This is a genomic window from Pseudoxanthomonas yeongjuensis (assembly GCF_010093345.1).
In the GTDB taxonomy this organism is placed as follows: Bacteria; Pseudomonadota; Gammaproteobacteria; order Xanthomonadales; family Xanthomonadaceae; genus Pseudoxanthomonas_A; species Pseudoxanthomonas_A yeongjuensis.
Window position 1 is genome coordinate 380,267 of record NZ_PDWT01000003.1, and the last position, 18,932, is coordinate 399,198.

Annotated in this window: 14 protein-coding genes; all 14 read right to left on the bottom strand. The window is 66.9% G+C overall.

Annotated features, from left to right (window positions below; translation table 11 throughout):
- Positions 1–7: 7 nt before the first annotated feature.
- Entirely contained in the window at positions 8–1,093 is a 1,086-nt protein-coding gene (locus CSC74_RS11305) for a tartrate dehydrogenase (RefSeq protein ID WP_281349753.1), read from the bottom strand.
- Complete coding sequence (locus CSC74_RS11310; RefSeq protein WP_162314560.1) at positions 1,090–2,742, bottom strand: ABC transporter ATP-binding protein; 1,653 nt, start codon at positions 2,740–2,742, stop codon at positions 1,090–1,092. Before CSC74_RS11310 ends, CSC74_RS11305 begins: the two co-directional genes overlap by 4 nt.
- Entirely contained in the window at positions 2,742–3,611 is an 870-nt protein-coding gene (locus tag CSC74_RS11315) for an ABC transporter permease (RefSeq protein WP_162314561.1), read from the bottom strand. Before CSC74_RS11315 ends, CSC74_RS11310 begins: the two co-directional genes overlap by 1 nt.
- On the bottom strand, positions 3,608–4,564 hold the full coding sequence (locus CSC74_RS11320) for an ABC transporter permease (RefSeq protein WP_162314562.1): 957 nt from the start codon (positions 4,562–4,564) through the stop codon (positions 3,608–3,610). Before CSC74_RS11320 ends, CSC74_RS11315 begins: the two co-directional genes overlap by 4 nt.
- Positions 4,561–6,177, bottom strand: a complete 1,617-nt coding sequence (locus CSC74_RS11325; protein ID WP_162314563.1) for an ABC transporter substrate-binding protein — start codon at positions 6,175–6,177, stop codon at positions 4,561–4,563. The genes CSC74_RS11320 and CSC74_RS11325 overlap by 4 nt, the downstream gene beginning before the upstream one ends.
- 13 nt (positions 6,178–6,190) lie before the next feature.
- Positions 6,191–6,856, bottom strand: coding sequence for a haloacid dehalogenase type II (locus CSC74_RS11330; protein WP_162314564.1), 666 nt, complete (start codon positions 6,854–6,856; stop codon positions 6,191–6,193).
- 240 nt (positions 6,857–7,096) lie between these two features.
- Positions 7,097–8,551 (bottom strand): aldehyde dehydrogenase family protein, encoded by a 1,455-nt coding sequence (locus CSC74_RS11335; RefSeq protein ID WP_162314565.1) that lies wholly within the window; start codon positions 8,549–8,551, stop codon positions 7,097–7,099.
- 13 nt (positions 8,552–8,564) lie between these two features.
- Positions 8,565–8,978, bottom strand: coding sequence for a RidA family protein (locus tag CSC74_RS11340; RefSeq protein ID WP_162314566.1), 414 nt, complete (start codon positions 8,976–8,978; stop codon positions 8,565–8,567).
- Between the two features lie 2 nt (positions 8,979–8,980).
- Positions 8,981–10,147 carry an alanine racemase gene (locus CSC74_RS11345; RefSeq protein ID WP_162314567.1) on the bottom strand — a complete coding sequence of 389 codons (1,167 nt, stop codon included), beginning with the start codon at positions 10,145–10,147 and terminating at the stop codon, positions 8,981–8,983.
- 182 nt (positions 10,148–10,329) lie between these two features.
- On the bottom strand, positions 10,330–11,544 hold the full coding sequence (locus CSC74_RS11350) for an acetyltransferase domain-containing protein (protein ID WP_162314568.1): 1,215 nt from the start codon (positions 11,542–11,544) through the stop codon (positions 10,330–10,332).
- Positions 11,545–11,642: 98 nt separating this feature from the next.
- The gene (locus CSC74_RS11355) at positions 11,643–12,443 is read right to left on the bottom strand and encodes a DUF4198 domain-containing protein (RefSeq protein ID WP_162314569.1); all 801 of its coding nucleotides are present in this window, start codon (positions 12,441–12,443) and stop codon (positions 11,643–11,645) included.
- 63 nt (positions 12,444–12,506) lie between these two features.
- A complete protein-coding gene (locus tag CSC74_RS11360; RefSeq protein ID WP_162314570.1) occupies positions 12,507–14,672 on the bottom strand; it encodes a TonB-dependent siderophore receptor in 2,166 nt (721 codons plus the stop codon).
- Positions 14,673–15,276: 604 nt separating this feature from the next.
- A complete protein-coding gene (locus CSC74_RS11365; protein WP_162314571.1) occupies positions 15,277–15,675 on the bottom strand; it encodes a hypothetical protein in 399 nt (132 codons plus the stop codon).
- Between the two features lie 115 nt (positions 15,676–15,790).
- Positions 15,791–18,931 carry an efflux RND transporter permease subunit gene (locus CSC74_RS11370; protein WP_162314572.1) on the bottom strand — a complete coding sequence of 1,047 codons (3,141 nt, stop codon included), beginning with the start codon at positions 18,929–18,931 and terminating at the stop codon, positions 15,791–15,793.
- Between the last annotated feature and the right edge of the window lies 1 nt (position 18,932).

Genomic DNA, 18,932 nt, shown 5'->3' on the forward strand with positions numbered 1-18,932 from the left:
CGCGGGGTCAAGCCGCGGCGACGAGGCGGGCGATGGCCTCGCCGATCTCGCGCGTGGACGTGGTACCGCCCAAGTCGCGCGTCCGCGGACCCTCGCGCAGCACCTGCTCGATGGCGGCGAGAATCGCATCGTGCGCAGCGCGTCCGGCCCCCTGCCCCTTGTCGAGGAAATCGAGCATCAGCGCGCCCGACCAGATCATCGCGATCGGATTGGCGATGCCCTGCCCTGCGATATCCGGCGCGGAACCGTGCACCGGCTCGAACAGCGACGGGAACGTGCGCTCCGGGTTGAGGTTGGCCGAAGGCGCCAGGCCTATCGTGCCGGTAGTGGCGGGGCCCAGGTCGGAAAGGATGTCGCCGAACAGGTTCGAAGCCACCACCACGTCGAAGCGGCCCGGTTGCAGCACGAAGCGCGCGCAAAGGATATCGATGTGCTGCTTGTCGACGGTCACCTGCGGATAGCCGGCGCCGACCGCATCGGCGCGGCCGTCCCACCACGGCATGCTGATCGCGATGCCGTTGCTCTTGGTGGCCACGGTCAGGTGCTTGCGCGGGCGCGCATTGGCCATCTCGAAGGCGTACTTCAGCACCCGGTCGGCGCCGAAGCGCGACATCACGGTTTCCTGCACGACGATCTCGCGTTCGGTGCCGGCATACATGATGCCGCCCAGCGCGGTGTATTCGCCCTCGGTGTTCTCGCGCACCACGTAGTATTCGATGTCGCCGGGCTTGCGACCGACCAGCGGGCACGGCACGCCCTCGAACAGGCGCACCGGGCGCAGGTTGATGTACTGGTCGAATTCGCGGCGGAACTTCAGCAACGAACCCCACAGCGAAACATGGTCCGGCACCGTGTCCGGCCAGCCGACCGCGCCGAAGTACAGCGCATCCATGCTTTCCAGTTGCGACTTCCAGTCGTCGGGCATCATCTGCCCGTGCTTGGCGTAGTAGTCGCAGTGGGCCCAGTCGCGATGGACGAAATCGAGCCCGATGCCGAAGCGCGCGGCGGCGGCTTCCAGTACGCGCAGGCCCTCGGGCATGACTTCCTGGCCGATGCCGTCGCCCGGCATGACGGCGATGCGATACTTGCTCACGATGCGGTTTCTCCTGTCGGTGCGCGGGTCCCGCGTCCGGATGCGGCCAGCACGTCGTCCAGCCAGCCGGTGCGCAGTTCGGGAACCGAACGCGCCAGTTGTTCGTAATAGGGATGGTGGGGACCGCGCGCATGGTCTTCGCGGGCGATCTGGGCCAGCTTGCGTCCGTGCCGCATCACCACGATGCTGTCGCAGACCGCACGCACGCTGTGCATGTCGTGGCTGATGAACAGGTACGAGGCGTTGACCTCGCGGCGCAATTCGGCGATCAGGTCGAGGATCGCCGCGGCGACCACCGGATCCAGCGCGGACGTCACTTCGTCGCACAGGATCAGGTCCGGCTGCGCGGCCAGTGCGCGGGCCAGGTTGATGCGCTGCTTCTGCCCGCCGGACAGGCCAACGGAAGTGCGGTCGGCCAGCGCCGCCGGCAGCTTGACCAGGTCGAGCAGTTCGGCCACGCGACGCCGCCGCGATGCTGCGTCCATCCCATGGAAGAACGCCAGCGGTCGTTCGAGGATGCGGCCGACCGTGTGCGCAGGATTGAGTGCGGTGTCGGCGTGCTGGAATACGATCTGCACGCGGCGCAAGGTTTCGCGGTCGCGCTGGGCCAGCTGACCGGGCAGTGCCTTGCCATCGAAGTGGATCGTGCCAGCCACCGGCGCGATCAGGCCGGCGATGCAACGCGCCAGCGTCGACTTGCCGGAACCCGATTCGCCGATCACGCCGATGGCCTGGCCGCGATACAGCTTGAAATCGACATCCGCCAGCACCGGGAACTCCGGCTTGCCGTCGCGCACACGGCCGTAACCGGCCGACAGTCCCGCGACTTCCAGCAGCGGCGTGCCGGCCGTTGCCGGCGGCGCGTCCGGAGCGCGTTCGCCCACGCGTGCGGCGTCCAGCAGGCTTCGCGTGTACTCATCATTGGGGCTTGCGAGGATCTGCGCGGTACCGGCGCACTCGCGCATGCGCCCATGGCGCAACACCAGGATGCGGTCGGCCATCTGCGCGACCACGGCCAGGTCGTGGCTAACGTAGATCGCGCTGACTCCGCGTTCGCGGATAGCGCGCCGGAACGCGGCCAGCACCTCGATCTGCGTGGTCACGTCCAGCGCGGTGGTCGGCTCGTCGAAGATCACCACGTCCGGATCGGCGATCAATGCCATCGCCGCCATCACCCGCTGCAACTGCCCGCCCGAGACTTCGTGCGGATAGCGCTGGCCTATGGTTTCGGGGTCAGGCAGCGCCAGTTCGCGGAACAATTCGACCGCCTTGCGTTCGGCGGCCTCGCGCTCCAGCAGGCCGTGCAGCAACGCCGGTTCGACCACCTGGTCGAGGATGCGCCGCGACGGGTTGAAAGAGGCCGCCGCGCTCTGCGCGATGTAGGCCATGCGGCGCCCGCGCAAGGCGCGCTTGCCGGATTCCGGCAGGGCCAGCACCTCGGTATCGCCGATGCGCACGCGGCCACCGGCGATGCGGCAACCGCGCCGGGCGTAACCCATCAGGGCCAACGCGATGGTGGTCTTTCCGGAGCCGGATTCGCCGATCAGCGCCAGCACCTGTCCCGGTTCGACGGTGAAGCCGATGTCCTGCACCAGGATGCTGGCGCCGGCGACGATGCGCAGGCCATCAACTTCGATGCGGGCGCCCATCAGTGCACCGCCTTGCGCGCATCGCGGCCGGGCAGCCCATCGACCACCAGGTTCACCGCCATGGTCAGGCTGGCGATGGCCAGCGCCGGCGCGACCACGGCCAGGCCGCCTTCCCACAACGCGCCCAGGTTCTCGCGCACCAGCGTGCCCCAGTCGGCGGCCGGCGGCTGCACGCCCAGGCCAAGGAAGCTCAGGCTGGCCAGCAGCAGCACCACGTAGACGAAGCGCAGGCCCAGGTCGACCGTCACCGGCGCGATGATGTTCGGCAGCACTTCGTGCAGCATCAGGTACCAGCGCGATTCGCCGCGCGTGCGCGCGACCACCACGTAATCCAGTGCGGAAACGTTTATCGCCAGCGCGCGCGCGATGCGGTAGGCGCCGGGCACGTAGATGACCGTCGCGGTCAGCATCAACAGCGGCACCGAGGCGCCGAACGCGGCGACCATGATCATCGCGAACAGCTTGCTGGGGATCGAGATCAGTGTGTCCATGCCGCGGCTGAGCACCGCGTCCAGCCAGCCGCCGCTGACCGCGGCGAGCATCGCCAAGCAGGTGCCGGTGGCGCTGGCCAGGATCGCCGCGACCAGCGCCACCGCAACGGTGTAGCGCGCGCCCAGCAATACCCTGACCAGCATGTCGCGCCCGAGGTAATCCGCACCCAGCCAGTGGCCGGCCTGGGCCGGCGCGAACACCGGCAGTGCGCCGATGTCCTGCGCGCTGGCCGGCACCCACCACGGCGCGACCAGTGCGACCAGCAGCCAGCCGACGACGACCAGCAGGCCGAGGGTCCCGGGCAGGCCCAGGCCGAGCACGCGCTTGCGGCGCGCGCCTGTCGCGGGAGCGGGATTCGTGGCGGCCGGTACGTTCATCGGGCGTGGCGCAATCGTGGGTTGGCGAGGATGCCGATCATGTCGGCGATCATGACCAGCAGCAGGTAGCCGGCGCAGAAGATCATCGTGCAGGTCTGCACCAGCGGGATGTCGCGCTGGCTGACGCCGTCGACCATCAGCTTGGCCACGCCGGGGTAATAGAAGATCGTCTCGATCACGATCACGCCGCCCAGCAGGTACGACGTGCTCAGCGCCACCGCATTGGCGATGGGGCCGATCGCGTTCGGCATCGCGTGGCCCAGCACCAGCCGCAGCGGCGGCACGCCCTTCAGCCGCGCCATCTCGATGTACGGCGCGTCCAGCTGGTCGGCCAACGCCGCGCGGGTCATGCGCATCATCTGCGCCACGATGACGCAGCACAGGGTCAGCACCGGCATCACGAACACGCGCAACGCGCCGGAGAACGAATCGATGTCGCTGGCGTAGGACAACGCCGGCAGCCAGCCCAGTTGCACCGACAGCACCAGCACCGCGATGGTCGCGATCAGGAATTCCGGCACCGACACCATCGCGACCGCGCCGCTGTTGAGCAGGCGGTCCAGCCAGCTGCCGCGGAACACCGCGGCCAGCGTACCCAGCAGCAAGGCCAGCGGCACGCCGATCGACGCGGTCACCGCCGCCAGCAACAGCGAATTGGGCAGGCGGTTGCCGATCAGTTCCATCACCGGCGCATCGCTGACCAGCGAACGGCCCGGGTCCCCGGTCGCCAGCCCACCCAGCCAATGCAGGTAGCGCGTCGCCAGCGGCTGGTCCAGGCCCATCTGCGCGCGCAGCGCGGCCAGCGTTTCCGGCGTCGCGTCCTGGCCGAGCAATTCCTCGGCGGCATCGCCCGGCAATACCGCGGTGATCGTGAACACCACCACCGAAACCAGCAGCAGGGACAGCACCGCCAGGCCCAGCCGTTGCAGCAACAGGCGCAGCACCTGCTTCATGCCTCCCACCACACGTGTTCGGCGAACTCGTAGCCCATCAGGCCGCCGACCGGGATCGCCGCCAGGCCTTGCAGGCGTACGTTGTGCGCGTCCAGCGACGAAATGAACAACGGGATCGCCACCCCGCCCTTCTCATGGATCATCACCTGCATGTCGGCGTACAGCGCCTTGCGCCTGGCTTCGTCGATTTCCGAGCGCGCGACCAGCAACAGCTGGTCGAATTTCGGGTCCTGCCAGTGCGCATCGTTGCTGCTTGCGTCGGACTTGAAGAACTGGGTCAGCACCGCGTCGGCGTTCGGACGCGGATTGACGTTGCCCCAGCCCACCGGGCTCTTGCCCCAGTGGTTCGACCAGTAGCCGTCGGGCGGCATCCGCTGCAACTGCAGGTTCATGCCGATGCGGCGCGCGCTCTGCTGCAGGGCCAGGGTCATCTCGACGCTGTAGGTCGCCGCCGGCGAAGCGACGACCGGTATCGGTGCATTGCCGATGCCGCTGCGGCGGAAGTGATGGCGCGCCTTGTCCAGGTCCTGTTCGCGCTGCGGCAGGCCCGCGAACCAGAAACGATTGGACGGATGGATCGGCTGGTCGTTGGCGACGACCGCATTGCCCAGCGCCACCGAATCGACGATGCGCCTGCGGTCGAACAACAGCTTCATCGCCGCGGTGAAGTCCGCGCTGCGGCCCGGCGCGATGTCCTGGCGCATCGCCAGGTTGCTGTACTGGCCGGACGACTGGCGGAACACGCGGTAGCCGCGGCTCTGTTCCACGCGGCGTACCGAACGCGGGTCGATCGCGGCCACCAGGTCCAGGTCGCCGGACAACAGCGCATTGACCCGCGCGCCTTCGTCGCCCAGCCCGGAGAGTTCGACCTCGTCCACGTAGGGACGGCCGTTGCGCCAGTAGTCCGGGTTGCGCACCACCACCGATCGCAAGCCGCGCTTGAATTCCTTGAGCCGGAACGGACCGGTGCCGATGCCTCGATTGAAGTCCCGCATACCTGCAGGAACGATGGCGAACCAGAAGGTGGCCAGCGTCACCGGCAGGTCGGCATTGGCCTGGTGCAGGCGCACCTCGACCTCGCTCGGCGACAGCGCACGCACGCTTTCGATCTGGTCGGCGAAGATCTTCGCCTTGGACACCGTGGCCGGGTCCTTGTGCCGCATCAGCGAGAACACCACGTCGTCGGCGTGCAACGGCTTGCCGTCGTGGAAGGTCACGCCCCGGCGCAGGTGGAAGCGCCAGTGCCGCGCATCGGCGGTCTCGAAACGTTCCGCCAACGCGGGCTGCGGGGCCAGGTGCCCGTCGAAACCGGTCAGGCAGCTGTACAGCATGCGCGAGCGCGCATAGTCGGTCTGGTTGGCCAGCTTGGCCGGGTCCAGGGTGTCGGCGATGGACGAGGTCGCGCTGGCCACGCGCAGGCGACCGCCCTGGCGCGGGCGCACCGCGACCGCGGCTTCGGCCAGGGTGATGAGGTTCGAAGCGCCCGCCAGGGCCATGCCCGCGCCGGCAAGCAGTTTCAACACGTCCCGGCGCGAGGCGCCGCGCGCGAGCGCGTCCAGGACACGGCCACTGTCGGCCGGTCCCAGTCGATCGCGCAGCGCGTCGTCGCTCATGCGCCGGTGTCGCTTACAGGCCGACCAACGCAGCCAGGCCGCCGGCGTCGGCGATCTCGGTGTAGCCATACTCCGGAGTGCCCGGGCCGTGGCCGCGATTGATCCACGCCTTGTCGCGGATGCCGACGTCGTGGGCGGTCATCAGGTCGTAGCGCAGGCTGGAGGACACATGCAGCATGTCTTCCGGATTGCAGCCGAGCGCATCGATCATGTATTCGAACGGACGCATGCGCGGCTTGTAGGCCTGCGCCTGCTCGGCGGTGTAGACGCGGTGGAACGGCACGCCGAGCAGTTCGACGTTCTTCAGGATGTCCTTGTCGTCGGCATTGGACAGGATCACCAGTGGGATCTTGTCGGCGATCCTGGCCAGGCCGGCGGCGACGTCCGGGTGCGGGCCCCAGGTCGGCACCGCGTCGCAGATGCTTTGCGCTTCGGCGTCGACGTACTGCAGCTTCCACTTGCGGGTCAGCCGGCGCAGTGAGTTCTTCAGCACGTCGCCCAGCGGTTGCCACGGGCCCAGCGCCTCGTCGAGGCGGTAGGCGGTGAAGTCGGCCAGGAACTGCGGCATATGCTCCACGCTGACGCGGTCGGCGAAGATCACCCGCGCCATGTCGTTAGGCTTGTAGTTGATCAACGTGCCGTAGCAGTCGAAGGAGATGTACTTGGGCCTGAAAGTCATCGCGGCGCGCCTATCGCAAGAGAGGGGATCGAAAGGAATCATGGCCCCTGTCCCGGGCCTGCTGAGATTGAAGCATGCGCCCGACGTGGCGTTATCGCGTAGTCGAGCCGGGGCCGGCGCGAAACTGCGGTTTGCCGCGTACTGTCCAGCAGATTATGGCGGCCTCGAGGCGCCACCTTCACCACGGGAAAACGAGGTCGCTAGCGTCCGGAAACGGCTGAAGCCGCCCCTTCCGCAGCCTCAGCCGTAACCGAGGATCGATTTGACCTCGAGGAACTCGCCCAGTCCGTGTTCGCCGTATTCGCGGCCGTTGCCCGAGCGCTTGTAGCCGCCGAACGGCGCGTGCGGGTCCCATGCGGGATGGTTGATGTGCACCTGCCCGGTGCGGATGCGCCGGGCCACGGCGCGGGTCTGTTCCACGTCCCTGCCCTGCACGTGTCCGCCCAGACCGTACAGCGTGTCGTTGGCGATGGCGACCGCCTCGTCCACGGTGTCGTAGGGGATGACGCACAACACCGGTCCGAAGATTTCATCCTGCGCGATACGCATCGACGTGGCTACTTCGGAGAAGATCGTCGGCCTGGCGAAGAAGCCCTGTTCCAGTCCTTCGGGCCGGCCGGGGCCGCCGCACAGCAGCCTGGCGCCTTCGGCGATGCCCACGCCGATCATTTCCTGCACCCGTTCGAACTGCGCGCGGTTCGCCAGCGGCCCCAGCACGGTCTCTTCCTCGCGCGGGTCGCCGACGGCGATGGCCTGCGCGGTTTCCGCGCCCAGCCTTTCCACCTCGGCCAGATGCGCGCGCGGCACGACCATGCGCGTGGGCGCGCTGCACGACTGGCCGACGTTGCGGAACGCAGCCATCACCCCCAACGGCACGGCCTTGGCCAGGTCGGCGTCGGGCAACAGCACGTTGGGCGATTTGCCGCCCAGTTCCTGGGTGACGCGCTTGATCGTCGGCGCAGCCGCCTGCGCGACGAGGATGCCGGCACGGTTGGAACCGGTGATGGAAATCATGTCCACACCGGGATGCGAGGCCATCGCCTCGCCAACCTCGGAGCCGGTGCCGTTGACCAGGTTGAACACGCCGGCGGGCAAGCCGGCGTCGTGGATCGCCTGGGCGAACAGCAACGCACTCAGCGGCGAAAGCTCGCTGGGCTTGAGCACCACAGTGCAACCGGCCGCAAGCGCCGGCGCCACCTTGGCCGTGATCTGGTAGAGGGGCCAGTTCCAGGGCGTGATCAGCGCACACACGCCGATGGGTTCGCGCACGATGGCCGTGGTTCCCTTCATCGACTGGAAGGGATAGTCGGCCAGCAGATCGCGGGCCACGCGCAGGTGCTCCGCGGCCAACGGCACTTGCGCATTGCGCGCATAGCCGATGGCCGCGCCCATTTCGCGCGAGATGGCCTGCGCGAATTCCTCCGTCCGCTCCAGCACCAGCGCACGGATCCGGTCGAGATAGGCCGCGCGTTCGCTGGCCGGCAAGGCCGCGAACGCAGGGAACGCCGCGCGTGCCGCCGCCACCGCGCGATCTACGTCCGCCGCGTTGCCGCTGGCGATTTCGCCGGCCACCTGTTCCGTGGCCGGGTTGACGATGGGCAGCATCGCGCCTTGCAGCGGCATCCATCGTCCGCCGATGTAGGCGGCGTTGCGGATCGGGCCGCCCGCCATGAGCTTGTCGAACAAGTCGGTCATCGCCATGAAACCTCTAGGTTTGTGCGGGCGGCTGCGCCCGGCAGGCGGCAACCGCATCGATTTCGACCAGGTATCCGTGATGCAGGCCGGCCGCGGGGACCACGGTCCGCGCGGGCCTGGCATCGCCCATGATCCCGGCATAGACCGCGTTGAAACGCGGCCACAGATCGACATCGGCGATATGCACGGTCACCTTCAGGATGTCGGCCGGCTCCGCGCCGGCCGCACGCAATGCGGCCAGCACATTGCCGATCGCCTGCCGGGCCTGGTCCTCGAACGGCAGATCGGCGGTATGCGTGCCGTCGGCGCGCACGCCGAGCTGTCCGGAGGTGAACACGAGGTCGCCGAAACGCATCGCATGACTGTAGTGTCCGCCCGGAGGGGCGACGTCGCCCGGCGCGATCGCCGTGCATTGCACTTCGTTCATCGCTACCAGCCCCGCATGCGTTGCCAGGTCGCCACGATCTCGCGGTCGCCGGAGCGCACGACCTGATACCTGTCGTGCTGCGCACCCGTGGCGCAGGCATGGTTCGGCAGGATCCGGATGCGTTGGCCGATGGCAAGGTCGGGAAGCGAGGCCGTACTGCCCGGACGCACCGAGACAGTGCCGTGCTCCTGGCTGGCATCGGTGACGATCACGTCGGGATGGACGACGCCGTCGATGTCGCAGACCACGCCATAACCCTGATCCACCGGATGGCGCGCCGTACCGCGGTCGCGCGACATCGCCATCCAGCCGGCATCGGTCAGTATCCAGCCCTTGTCGGGCTTGTGTCCGATCACCGTCGCCAGCACCGACAGCGCGATGTCGTCCGGCGTGCACACGCCGATGCCGCTCATCACCAGGTCGAAGAACATGAACACGCCTGCGCGTACCTCGGTCACTCCGCGCAGGTCGCGGGCGAAATGCGCGGTCGGGGTCGAGCCGACGCTGACCACGGGCGCGGCGTGCCCGTGGCGGCGCAGGAATTCGGCGGCCTCCACCGCCGCGGCGCGCTCCTGTTCCGCGGCTTCGGGTATCCCCTCGCCGTTGCGGCAGTTGTAGGACTCGCCGGCATGGGTCAGCACGCCGCAAAGCTCCACGCCGCCGGCACGCAGGATTCCGGCGATGGCCGGCAGTTGCGGGTCGCCCGGCACCAGGCCGCCGCGATGTCCATCGCAATCGATCTCGATCAGGACCCCGGGCATGTTCCCGGTCGGCGCCGCATCCGCCAGCGCTTGCGCCTGCTCAATGGTATCGATAAGTACCGTGACGCCGATGCCGCGCTCCACCAGCGCCTGGACCCGGGCGATCTTGTCCGGCGCCAGTCCCACCGCATAGGTCATGTCGGTGAACCCCGCATCGGCGAAGTACTCCGCTTCCTTGATCGTCGAGACGGTGATCGGCCCGCGCCCGCTCGCGAACAGTCGTTCGGCGACGTCGACCGATTTCGCGGTTTTCACGTGCGGCCGGAAGCCCACGCCGAGCGATTCCAGGCGTTGGCTCAAGCGGGCGATATTGCGTTCGACCCGGGCCAGGTCGAGCACCAGCGCCGGCGTCTCGATCGATTCGAGCGTCTCGGCCGGTGAGTTCTGGGTCTTTGCCGCTGCGTTCATTTCCGACTCGCGATGGGGCCGCATCGACCGTGCGGTCGAGCGGATGGTTCGAGGAAACCGCGCGCATCGCCACAACGATGCGCGCGGCGAAGCCTGCGTTCGACTAGGCGGGTCATGAGCCACGTCGTCCGTTGAAAGCCCGCGCATGCGGCAATGGCGAACGCCTTTCTAGAAATACTTCTCTAGAAATACTTCACCCAGCCGATCGAGGTCCGGCGTTTGAAGTTTCCGAACCAGCGGGTCGGGTAGTACAGCACGAACCACATCAACACCGTCACCACCCACACCACCCAGAACTGCTCGGGGCCCACGCCGAAACGCTCGATGCCGGTCGGCCCGACCTGGTTGGCGCCGATGATCGCCAGCAGGATCTTGTAGCCGGTGACCAGCACCGCAAGATGCAGCAGGTAATAGAACATCGGCGCGCCGCCGAAGACCGACATGAATCGGGTGAAGGCGTTGTCGGCCTGATCGATCGCCGCCAGCACGAAGAAGCCGCCGCCCAGCGTCATCAGCAGGAAGTCCAGCGACGGCGGGTATTTGGTGTAGTTGAGGAAATCCATCACCGTTTGCAGGGTGGTGGCCTGATGGGTCCACGGCGCGTTTTCGCCATAGATGTTGAAGCCGCGCAGCACCAGCAGCGCCAGCCAGCAGCCCACGCCCATCAGCACCAGCAGCTTGCGCCGGCGCGTGCTGTCGAAGGTGCGCGAGAAGATCGGCCCGGTACACCAGCCCAGGAAGATAACGCCGACCCACGGCAGCGCCGGATAGGTCACGCGGACTTGCGGCGTGGTGTATTCGAACAACCAGCCGCGGTGCAGGAACAGCGTCCACAACTCGTACAGCGGATGTTCGCGCGGCAGGCTGATGCCGGCCAGCGCGTTGTGCCCGACAACGATGACCAAACCGGTAACCAGCAGCCACTTGCGCGGCAGGCTCGATGCGAACGCCAGCACCATCATCGAAAAACCGATCGCCCACAACACCTGCAGCCAGACTACCTTCGGCACTTCGCCGACCCACAGGAAACTCATCACCGTGATTTCGAGGAAGATCAGCAGCGCACCGCGCTTGAGCAGGAACTCGCGCGCCGAACGCGGCGCGGCGCCCGGCGGGTTGGCGTACAACCATGCGCCCAGGCCGGTGAGGAACACGAACACCGGCGCGCAGAAGTGCGCCGCCAGGCGGCTGAAGAACAGGAACGACGGGGTATCGGCGATGGTCATCGGATCGGTGACCGGGTAATGCAGGTACAGGTTCTCGCGAACGTGGTCCATCATCATGATGCACATCACCAGGCCGCGCAGCGCGTCGATCGAGGTGATGCGCTTGCCGTGCGCCGTAACGGCGGCGGACGCCGCGATCGCGCCCGGAATGGAAGATGTGCTGGTCGACATGGCGAACCTCGTGCGAATGATCGGAAAAACCACACCCCTGGACGCGCATCAGGCGACGACCGGCCCCGGGGAGAGGGCCGGCCGCGCCGTGGAATGGATCAGTGCTTGGGCGGGGTGATGCCCTGCTCCAACAGCACCGACGCCGGCAGCGTCTTCGCGGTCGCAGGCAACGGATCCTGGCCCTGCTCTACACGGAAGGACAGCGTGGTGTTGTAGCCCTCCGTCTCGTAAGCCTCATCCGGCTGGCCGGCGATCTTGCGCGTACCGGCGACTTCGTCGATGAAGTACAGGTTGATCGCATAATCGCCGCGCCACGGCAGGGCGAAACTGAAGCGGCCGTCGGCATCGCTGGTGGCAATCCGCGTCCAGCCGGACGGCGTGGCCAGGGTCAGGGTTTCGCCGGCGAGCGGCTCGCCCAGATAAGTCACCCGGAACTCGGGCGCTTCGCTGCCGCCTTTGCCGGTCGGCACGATATCCATCGTCAGCGTCGGCTGGCGTGCGCTGAAATCGCCCACCCAGCGCGTGGCCGGGACCCAGAAATTGTGCTTGCTCTTGCCGTCGCGAACGATGTCGTGCATCGGGTATTCCAGGTCCACGCTCACCAGCGAATCGGCCGCGCCCGGGTGCACGGTCTTCGGCAGGTCCATGCGGTCGACCTCCTTGGTCAGGGTCACGGCCTTTTCGCCCTGCGGCGTGATCCAGGTGGTTTCCAGCTTGCGGAAGCGATCCATGCCGCCCGGCGTCACTTCGTGCATGTTCAGGTGCATCTCGCCGTAACGGAAGGTCAAGTCCCCGGGTGTTCCTTCGTACCAGACCTGGTGCGCCTGGGCGATGCCGGTGACCAGCATCAGCAACGGCAGGAGGGAAAGCGGGCGGAGCGAACGGTGTTTGCGGCTCATATTCTTATTCCTGAAGTGGATGTTTTTTTGGCGCGCGCCACAGTAGCGACGCGCGCCGGCGGATCAGAACTTGTAACGGGCGGTCAGCATGAAGCTGCGTTCGCTTCCAGGCATCACCCAGTACAGGCTGTACGAGCTGACGTAGTGCTCCTTGTCGAGCAGATTCTTCGCGTTCAGCGACAACTGGAGGTTTTCGCTGGCTTCGTAGGAAGCCATCGCGTTCCAGATCACGTAGGACGGCAGAGTGAAGAAATCGATCTGGCTGAAGGCCGCCGCCGCACCTTCGCGCTCGCCTACGTATTGCGGTCCGCCGCCTATCGACAGTTTGCGCCCGCCCAGGGTGAGGTCCTTGAACAACACGACATTGGCGGCCTGCTTGGGCACGTTGGCCATCTGCCGGCCTACCAGGCTCAAGCCGGTCAGCGCAGCGTTGTCCTGGGTGATGTGCGCATCGGTGTAGGCATAGGAAGCCATCATCCGCAAACCCGGTGCGAGCTGCCCGGCCACGTCCAGCTCGACGCCCTGGCTCTCCATCTCGCCAATGGCCATGTTGTAGTTGTTCGGATCCAGCGGATCGGGGGTCAGCACGTTCTCCTTGATGATCTTGTAGATCGCCAGCGTGCTGTTCAAGCGGCCGGTGTCCCATTTCGCCCCGAGCTCGTAGGATTTGCCCTCTTCCGGATCGAAGCCCTGCAGGTCGCGGCTGATGCCGCTGTTGGGGCGGAAGCTGGTTGCGCTGGTCGCGTACAACGACCACTGCTCGTTCGGCTGGTAGACCAGGCCCACGCGCGGGCTGGTCGCATTCAGCGATTGCTTGACGACCGCGTTATTCAACAGGTCGTGGACCGTCTGCCGATACTCGTCGTAGCGCACGCCGACCAGCGCCTTCCAATGCTCGCTCAATTCCACCTGGTCCTGCGCGTAGAGAGCGTAGGACTCCTGGTTCTCGTCGGTTTGCGTGGTCGGGCGCCAGGCGGGCTTGGGCGCGCCGTAGACGGGATTCCACAGGTCGATGCCGTAGGTCGTGCCTGCCGGATCGGCCGCGTTCTGGCGACGGTGGTTGTCGAACTGATAGCCATCCACACCGATCAGCAGATTGTGGGTGATCGCGCCAGTGGCGACCTTGCCGATCAGCTCGAAGCGCCCCGAGAGGTCGGTGGCCTCGTTATCACGGTCGCGGTAACGGCGGCGCAGGATGTCGCCCGGCTGCAGCGCGCCGTAAGGACGGACTTCGGTACTGACGCCCTTCAGCGAACTTTCGCGATAACTGAAACCGGTCTGGATCGACCAGTCGTCATTGAAGTAGTGCTGCAGGAACACCTGGTGGCCGGTGGACTTGGTCTCGTGCTGGCCATCATTGGGCTCGCCGTAGAAATTGCTGATCGGCACTACGCCCAGCTTTCCGTTCACGGCCACCACGCCACGGTCGAACGGCGCGTTCTGCTCCACCACTTCGATTTCGTAGGAGAGCGTGGTGTCGGGCGAAATCATCCACAGGAACGACGGTGCGATCAGGGTGCGGTCGTACTTGACCGTGTCGCGGAAACTGTGGCCGCTCTGGTAGGCGGCGTTGATGCGGTAAGCGACCGTTTCGCCCAGCGGGCCGGTGGAGTCGACCGCGGCACGGTAGGTATCGAAGCTGCCCAGGCCCAGCTCGAACGAATTGGCGGGCAGGAACATCGGCTTCTTGGTGGAGATGTTGACCGTGCCGCCGGGCTCGCCGCGGCCGTACAGGGCCGAGGACGGGCCCTTGAGCACTTCCACGCTGTTCGTGTTGGCGCCGTCGCGCACGCCGTTGTAGCCACGGCTGGAATTGAAACCGTTGACCATGTAGTCCGAGCCGTAGTCGGGGTGCCCGGCGAAGCCGCGGATGGAATAACTGTCCCACAAGCCGCCGAGATTGCTCTGGCGCGAGATGGTTGCGGACAGGTCCAGCGCACCTGCCAGGTTGGTCACGCCGGCATCGCGCAGCAGGCCGGCATCGAGGATCTGGATGCTCTGCGGCAGGTCCTTGACCAGCGCATCGGTCTTGGTCGCGCCGGTCACGCTGAGGTTGCGGTAGGGCTTGCGCTCGTCACGGACCTCGACGGAATCCAGGGTCTTGGCGCTGGTATCGGTTTGTGCGGTGGCGGACGCGGCCTGGGCCGCTTCCTGCGCCAGCGCCATCTGGGTGCAGCAGGCGAGGCAGGTGGGAATCAGGATGCGGAATGCGGAATGGCGACGGGACATGGGCGGTTCCTGAATCGGAGGGTAAAGGCGATAGGCATTGGCGGATGGAGCGGACGCAGCATCCCGACATCGTTTTCCCCTCGTCTTGTACAAAACATATTGCCGTCATCAGAACGACATTACGCGCCGACATGCCCTCGCCCACCATACATTTGCATTGGCGAGGCGAGCTTTCCCGGCAGATCACGCTGCCATTGCCGACGCACCCCGCAGCGCAGCATCCGACTCCGCGGCCACGCTTGCGCGCATGCGTGGCGCGATGCGCATGCAGGATCGGCAGGGTCCCTTATCGTTGCCGGAGAAACAATGTTGGAAGCACCTGCCTGCAACCGTTCCGGCCGTCGCGGGACGAATATTCCCGCACCCACCACGTTCGCTCCGGGCACCAGACTGGTGCAACGCCCCGGCAACCGAGCAGCCGATCAACCTGCAGGAGCGGCGCGAGCCGCGGTCGGGTTTTACCGGGAACGCTTTGCCGCGCCCAGGTGCGCTCCTGCATGGGGGTGTGTCCACATCGAAAAAAGAAACCGCCCGCGTGGGTTCACCACGCGGGCGGCAGGGTCGGCAACAAGGTCCGCGGGATCCCCGCAGGATCTCCGCAGGGTCAGGGAATCGCGTAACGGACCGAGATGGTCTGGGCGGTAGGCAACACCACGACCAGGATCACGCGGTCGCCGGAAACCGGCGTGGCTCCGGCGGCGCTCAGCTTCTTGCCGTCGGTGGTCAGGACAGCTTCCTTCTTCCCGCCGGACTTGCCGATGACGGTCATCTTGCCGGTGATGCCCGTGGTCGACATCAGCTCGCCGTGGTCGTCCATGTAGACCTGCGCGCCGCCCGGCGCGGCGGAGACGAGTTCGAAGGAAATTTCCTGCGCGGCCTTGACTATGCCGCCGAAGCGCGCCTTGGCCTCGCCATGGGCCTGCGCAGGCATCGCGGCGCTGAACTGGAAGCCGGCACCCAGCAACAGGGCCGCCACAAGGAAGAAGGGGGAACGATGACGCATGGGACTCTCCTGTTCGGGGGTGGGGTTTTGCATTGCGGCACTCTCGTAGGCGGCGCCACGCGGGCCTGTTTCACGACGGATACCCGGCGCGCGTGCGGCACGCCGGATGCATTGTTCAGAACGCATCCTGTATGGACTCGTTACCACCGGATTCGCTGTCCTCGGTCTGTTGCAGCAGGCGCAGCGTCGGCTTCTCGCCGAACAGCCAATAGATCACCGGCGTCAGCAGCGTATCCAGCAGGGTCGAGCTGACCAGGCCGCCGAAGATCACCACCGCCACCGGATGCAGCAACTCCTTGCCGGGTGCGTCGGCGGCGAGCAATAGCGGAGTCAACGCCAGTGCCGCGGTCAGCGCGGTCATCAGCACGGGGGTCAGGCGTTCCAGCGAGCCGCGCACGATCATCGCCTGGCTGAAGCTTTCGCCCTCGAACTTGCACAGGTTGATGTAGTGGCTGATCTTGAGGATGCCGTTGCGCGTGGAGATGCCGGCCAAGGTGATGAAGCCGACCATCGACGCCACCGAAAGCTCCACCCCGGCGAGCCACATCGCGATCACGCTGCCGATCAGCGCCAGCGGAATGTTGGCCATGATGATGCAGGCCAGCACCGCCGAACGGTAACGGCTGTACAGCAGCAGGAAGATCAGCGCCAGCGACACCAGCGCCAGGCCGGAGATCAGGCGCGTGGCCTGCTCCTGGGCCTGGAACTGGCCCTCCAGGGTGATGAAGTCGTTCGCCGGCAACTGCATCCCGGCCACCACCTTGCGCACGTCGGCGATGATCCGGCTCATGTCCGAACCATCGGTGTTGGCGTACACCGCGATGCGGCGACGGCCGTTCTCGCGGCCGATCTGGTTGGGGCCGTCGGTTTCGGCGATATCGGCGATGGCCGATACCGGCAGGCGTCCGGCGGGCGTATCGATCAGCGTGCGCATCAGGTCATGCGGGCCGCGCGCGTTGTCGGGCAGGCGCAGGACCATGTCGTAACGGCGCTGGCCGTCGATGATCTCCGCGCCGTGCGCACCGTCGGTGAGCGCCTGCAGCAGGCGCACCGCCTCGCCCGGCGCCAGGCCGGCCTGCGCCGCGCGGCGCTGGTCGATGCGCACGGTGATCTGCGGGATCAGCACCTGCTTTTCCACGGTCAGGTCGACCAGGCCCGGGACCGTCGCCAGCTTCCCGCGCAACTGCTCGGCCAGGCCACGCAGGGTATCCAGGTCGTCGCCGAAGATCTTCAACGCCACCTGCGCGCGCACGCCCGACAGCAAGTGGTCCAGGCGATGGGCGATGGGCGCGCCGATCGCGGTCTGCGCCGGCAGCACCGAGAGCTTCTCGCGCAGGTCGGCCAGCACTTCCTCGCGGCTGCGATCGGAAGGCTTCAGGTCGACGTCGATTTCCGAGGAATGCACGCCTTCGGCATGTTCGTCCAGTTCGGCGCGGCCAGTGCGGCGGCCTACCTGGGTCACTTCCGGCACCTGCAGGATCTGCTGCTCGGCGGCGCGACCGATGCGGTTGGATTCCTCCAGCGAGGTGCCCGGGCTCAACAGCATGCCCAGCACCAGCGAGCCTTCGTTGAACGACGGCAGGAACGCGCGCGGGAAGAACGGCACCGACGCGGCCGCCAGCGCCACTGCGGCCGTCGCCACGATGAGCAGCTTGCGCGCGCGCGGGAACGACCACCTCAGCAGGCGTTCGTCCCACGCCTTCAGTTTGCGCACCAGCAGACCATCGCCGTGCGACAGCCGTTTCATCTTCGGCAGCAGGTAACTGGCCAGCACCGGCGTCACCGTCACCGACACCAGCAGGGACGCCAGGATGGAGACGATGTAGGCCACGCCCAGCGGCGCGAACAGCCGGCCTTCGATGCCCGGCAGCGCGAACAGCGGCACGAACACCAGCACCACGATGGCCGTGGCGTAGATGATGCCGGAACGCACCTCCAGGCTGGCCTGGCGCACCACCTGCAACACCGGCAGCGGCTCCGGCAGCAGGCGATTCTGCTTCAGCCGGCGCTGGATGTTTTCGATGTCGACGACCGCGTCGTCGACCAGTTCGCCGATGGCGATGGCCAGGCCGCCCATGGTCATCACGTTGATCGACAGGCCCAGGTAGCGGAACACCAGCGCCGCCGCGGCCAGCGACAACGGGATCGCCAGCAGCGAGATCAACGTGGTGCGCGCCGACAGCAGGAACGCGAACAGCACGATCGCGACCATGATGGCGCCGTCGCGCAACGCCTCTGCAACGTTGCCGATGGAGGCTTCGATGAAGTCCGCCTGGCGGAACAGCACGCGCGGCTTCTCGACGCCGTGCGGCAGGCCCTGGGCCAGTTCGCCCAGCGCGCCTTCCAGCGCCTCGGTGATCTTCACCGTGTCGCCACCCGTCTGTTTCTGCACGCTGACGATCACCGCCGGCGATCCGGAATAGCTGGCGTCGCCACGCTTGTTGGCCGGCGCATAGCGCACCTGCGCCACCTGCGACAGCAGCACCGCGTCGCCGTCCTTCCAGCCGACCGGCACGTTCTGCAGGTCTTCGATGCGCAGGCTGCGGCCGATGTGGCGGATCAGGTATTCGCGGCTGTTGAGGTCGATGAAGCCGCCGCCGGCGTTGCTGGCGAATCCGGCCAGCGCGTCCTTCATTTCGGTCAGCGACACGCCGGTCATGGCCATGCGCGCGGTGTCGGGTTCAACGCGCAGGGTACGCACGTCGCCACCGATGGGAATCACCTGGGACACGCCGGGCACCGCCAGCAAACGCGGGCGCAGCACGTAGTCGACGTACTCGCGCACCTTCATCGGGTCGTCGGCGTGGCCATCGGCGGACAACGGCAGCGCGACCAGCATGATCTCGCCCATGATCGAACTGACCGGGCCCATCGCCGGAGCCAGGCCGTCGGGCAGTTGCTCGCGCACCAGCACCAGGCGCTCGGCCACCATCTGCCGGTTGCGGTAGACGTCGGTACCCCAGTCGAACTCGGCGTAGACGATCGACAGGCCCACGCCCGAGGTGGAACGCACGCGGGTCACGCCCGGCATGCCGTTGAGCGCGGTTTCGATGGGGAAGGTGACGGTCTGCTCGACCTCTTCCGGCGCCATGCCGCCGGCTTCGGTCAGCACGGTGACCGTCGGCTTGTCCAGCGTCGGGAACACGTCCACCGGCGTGCGCAGCGAAACGATGATGCCGTACACCAGCAGGAGCGCGGCGAAGGCCAGCACCATCAGGCGGTTGCGCAACGCGAAACTGACTATCCAATTGAACATG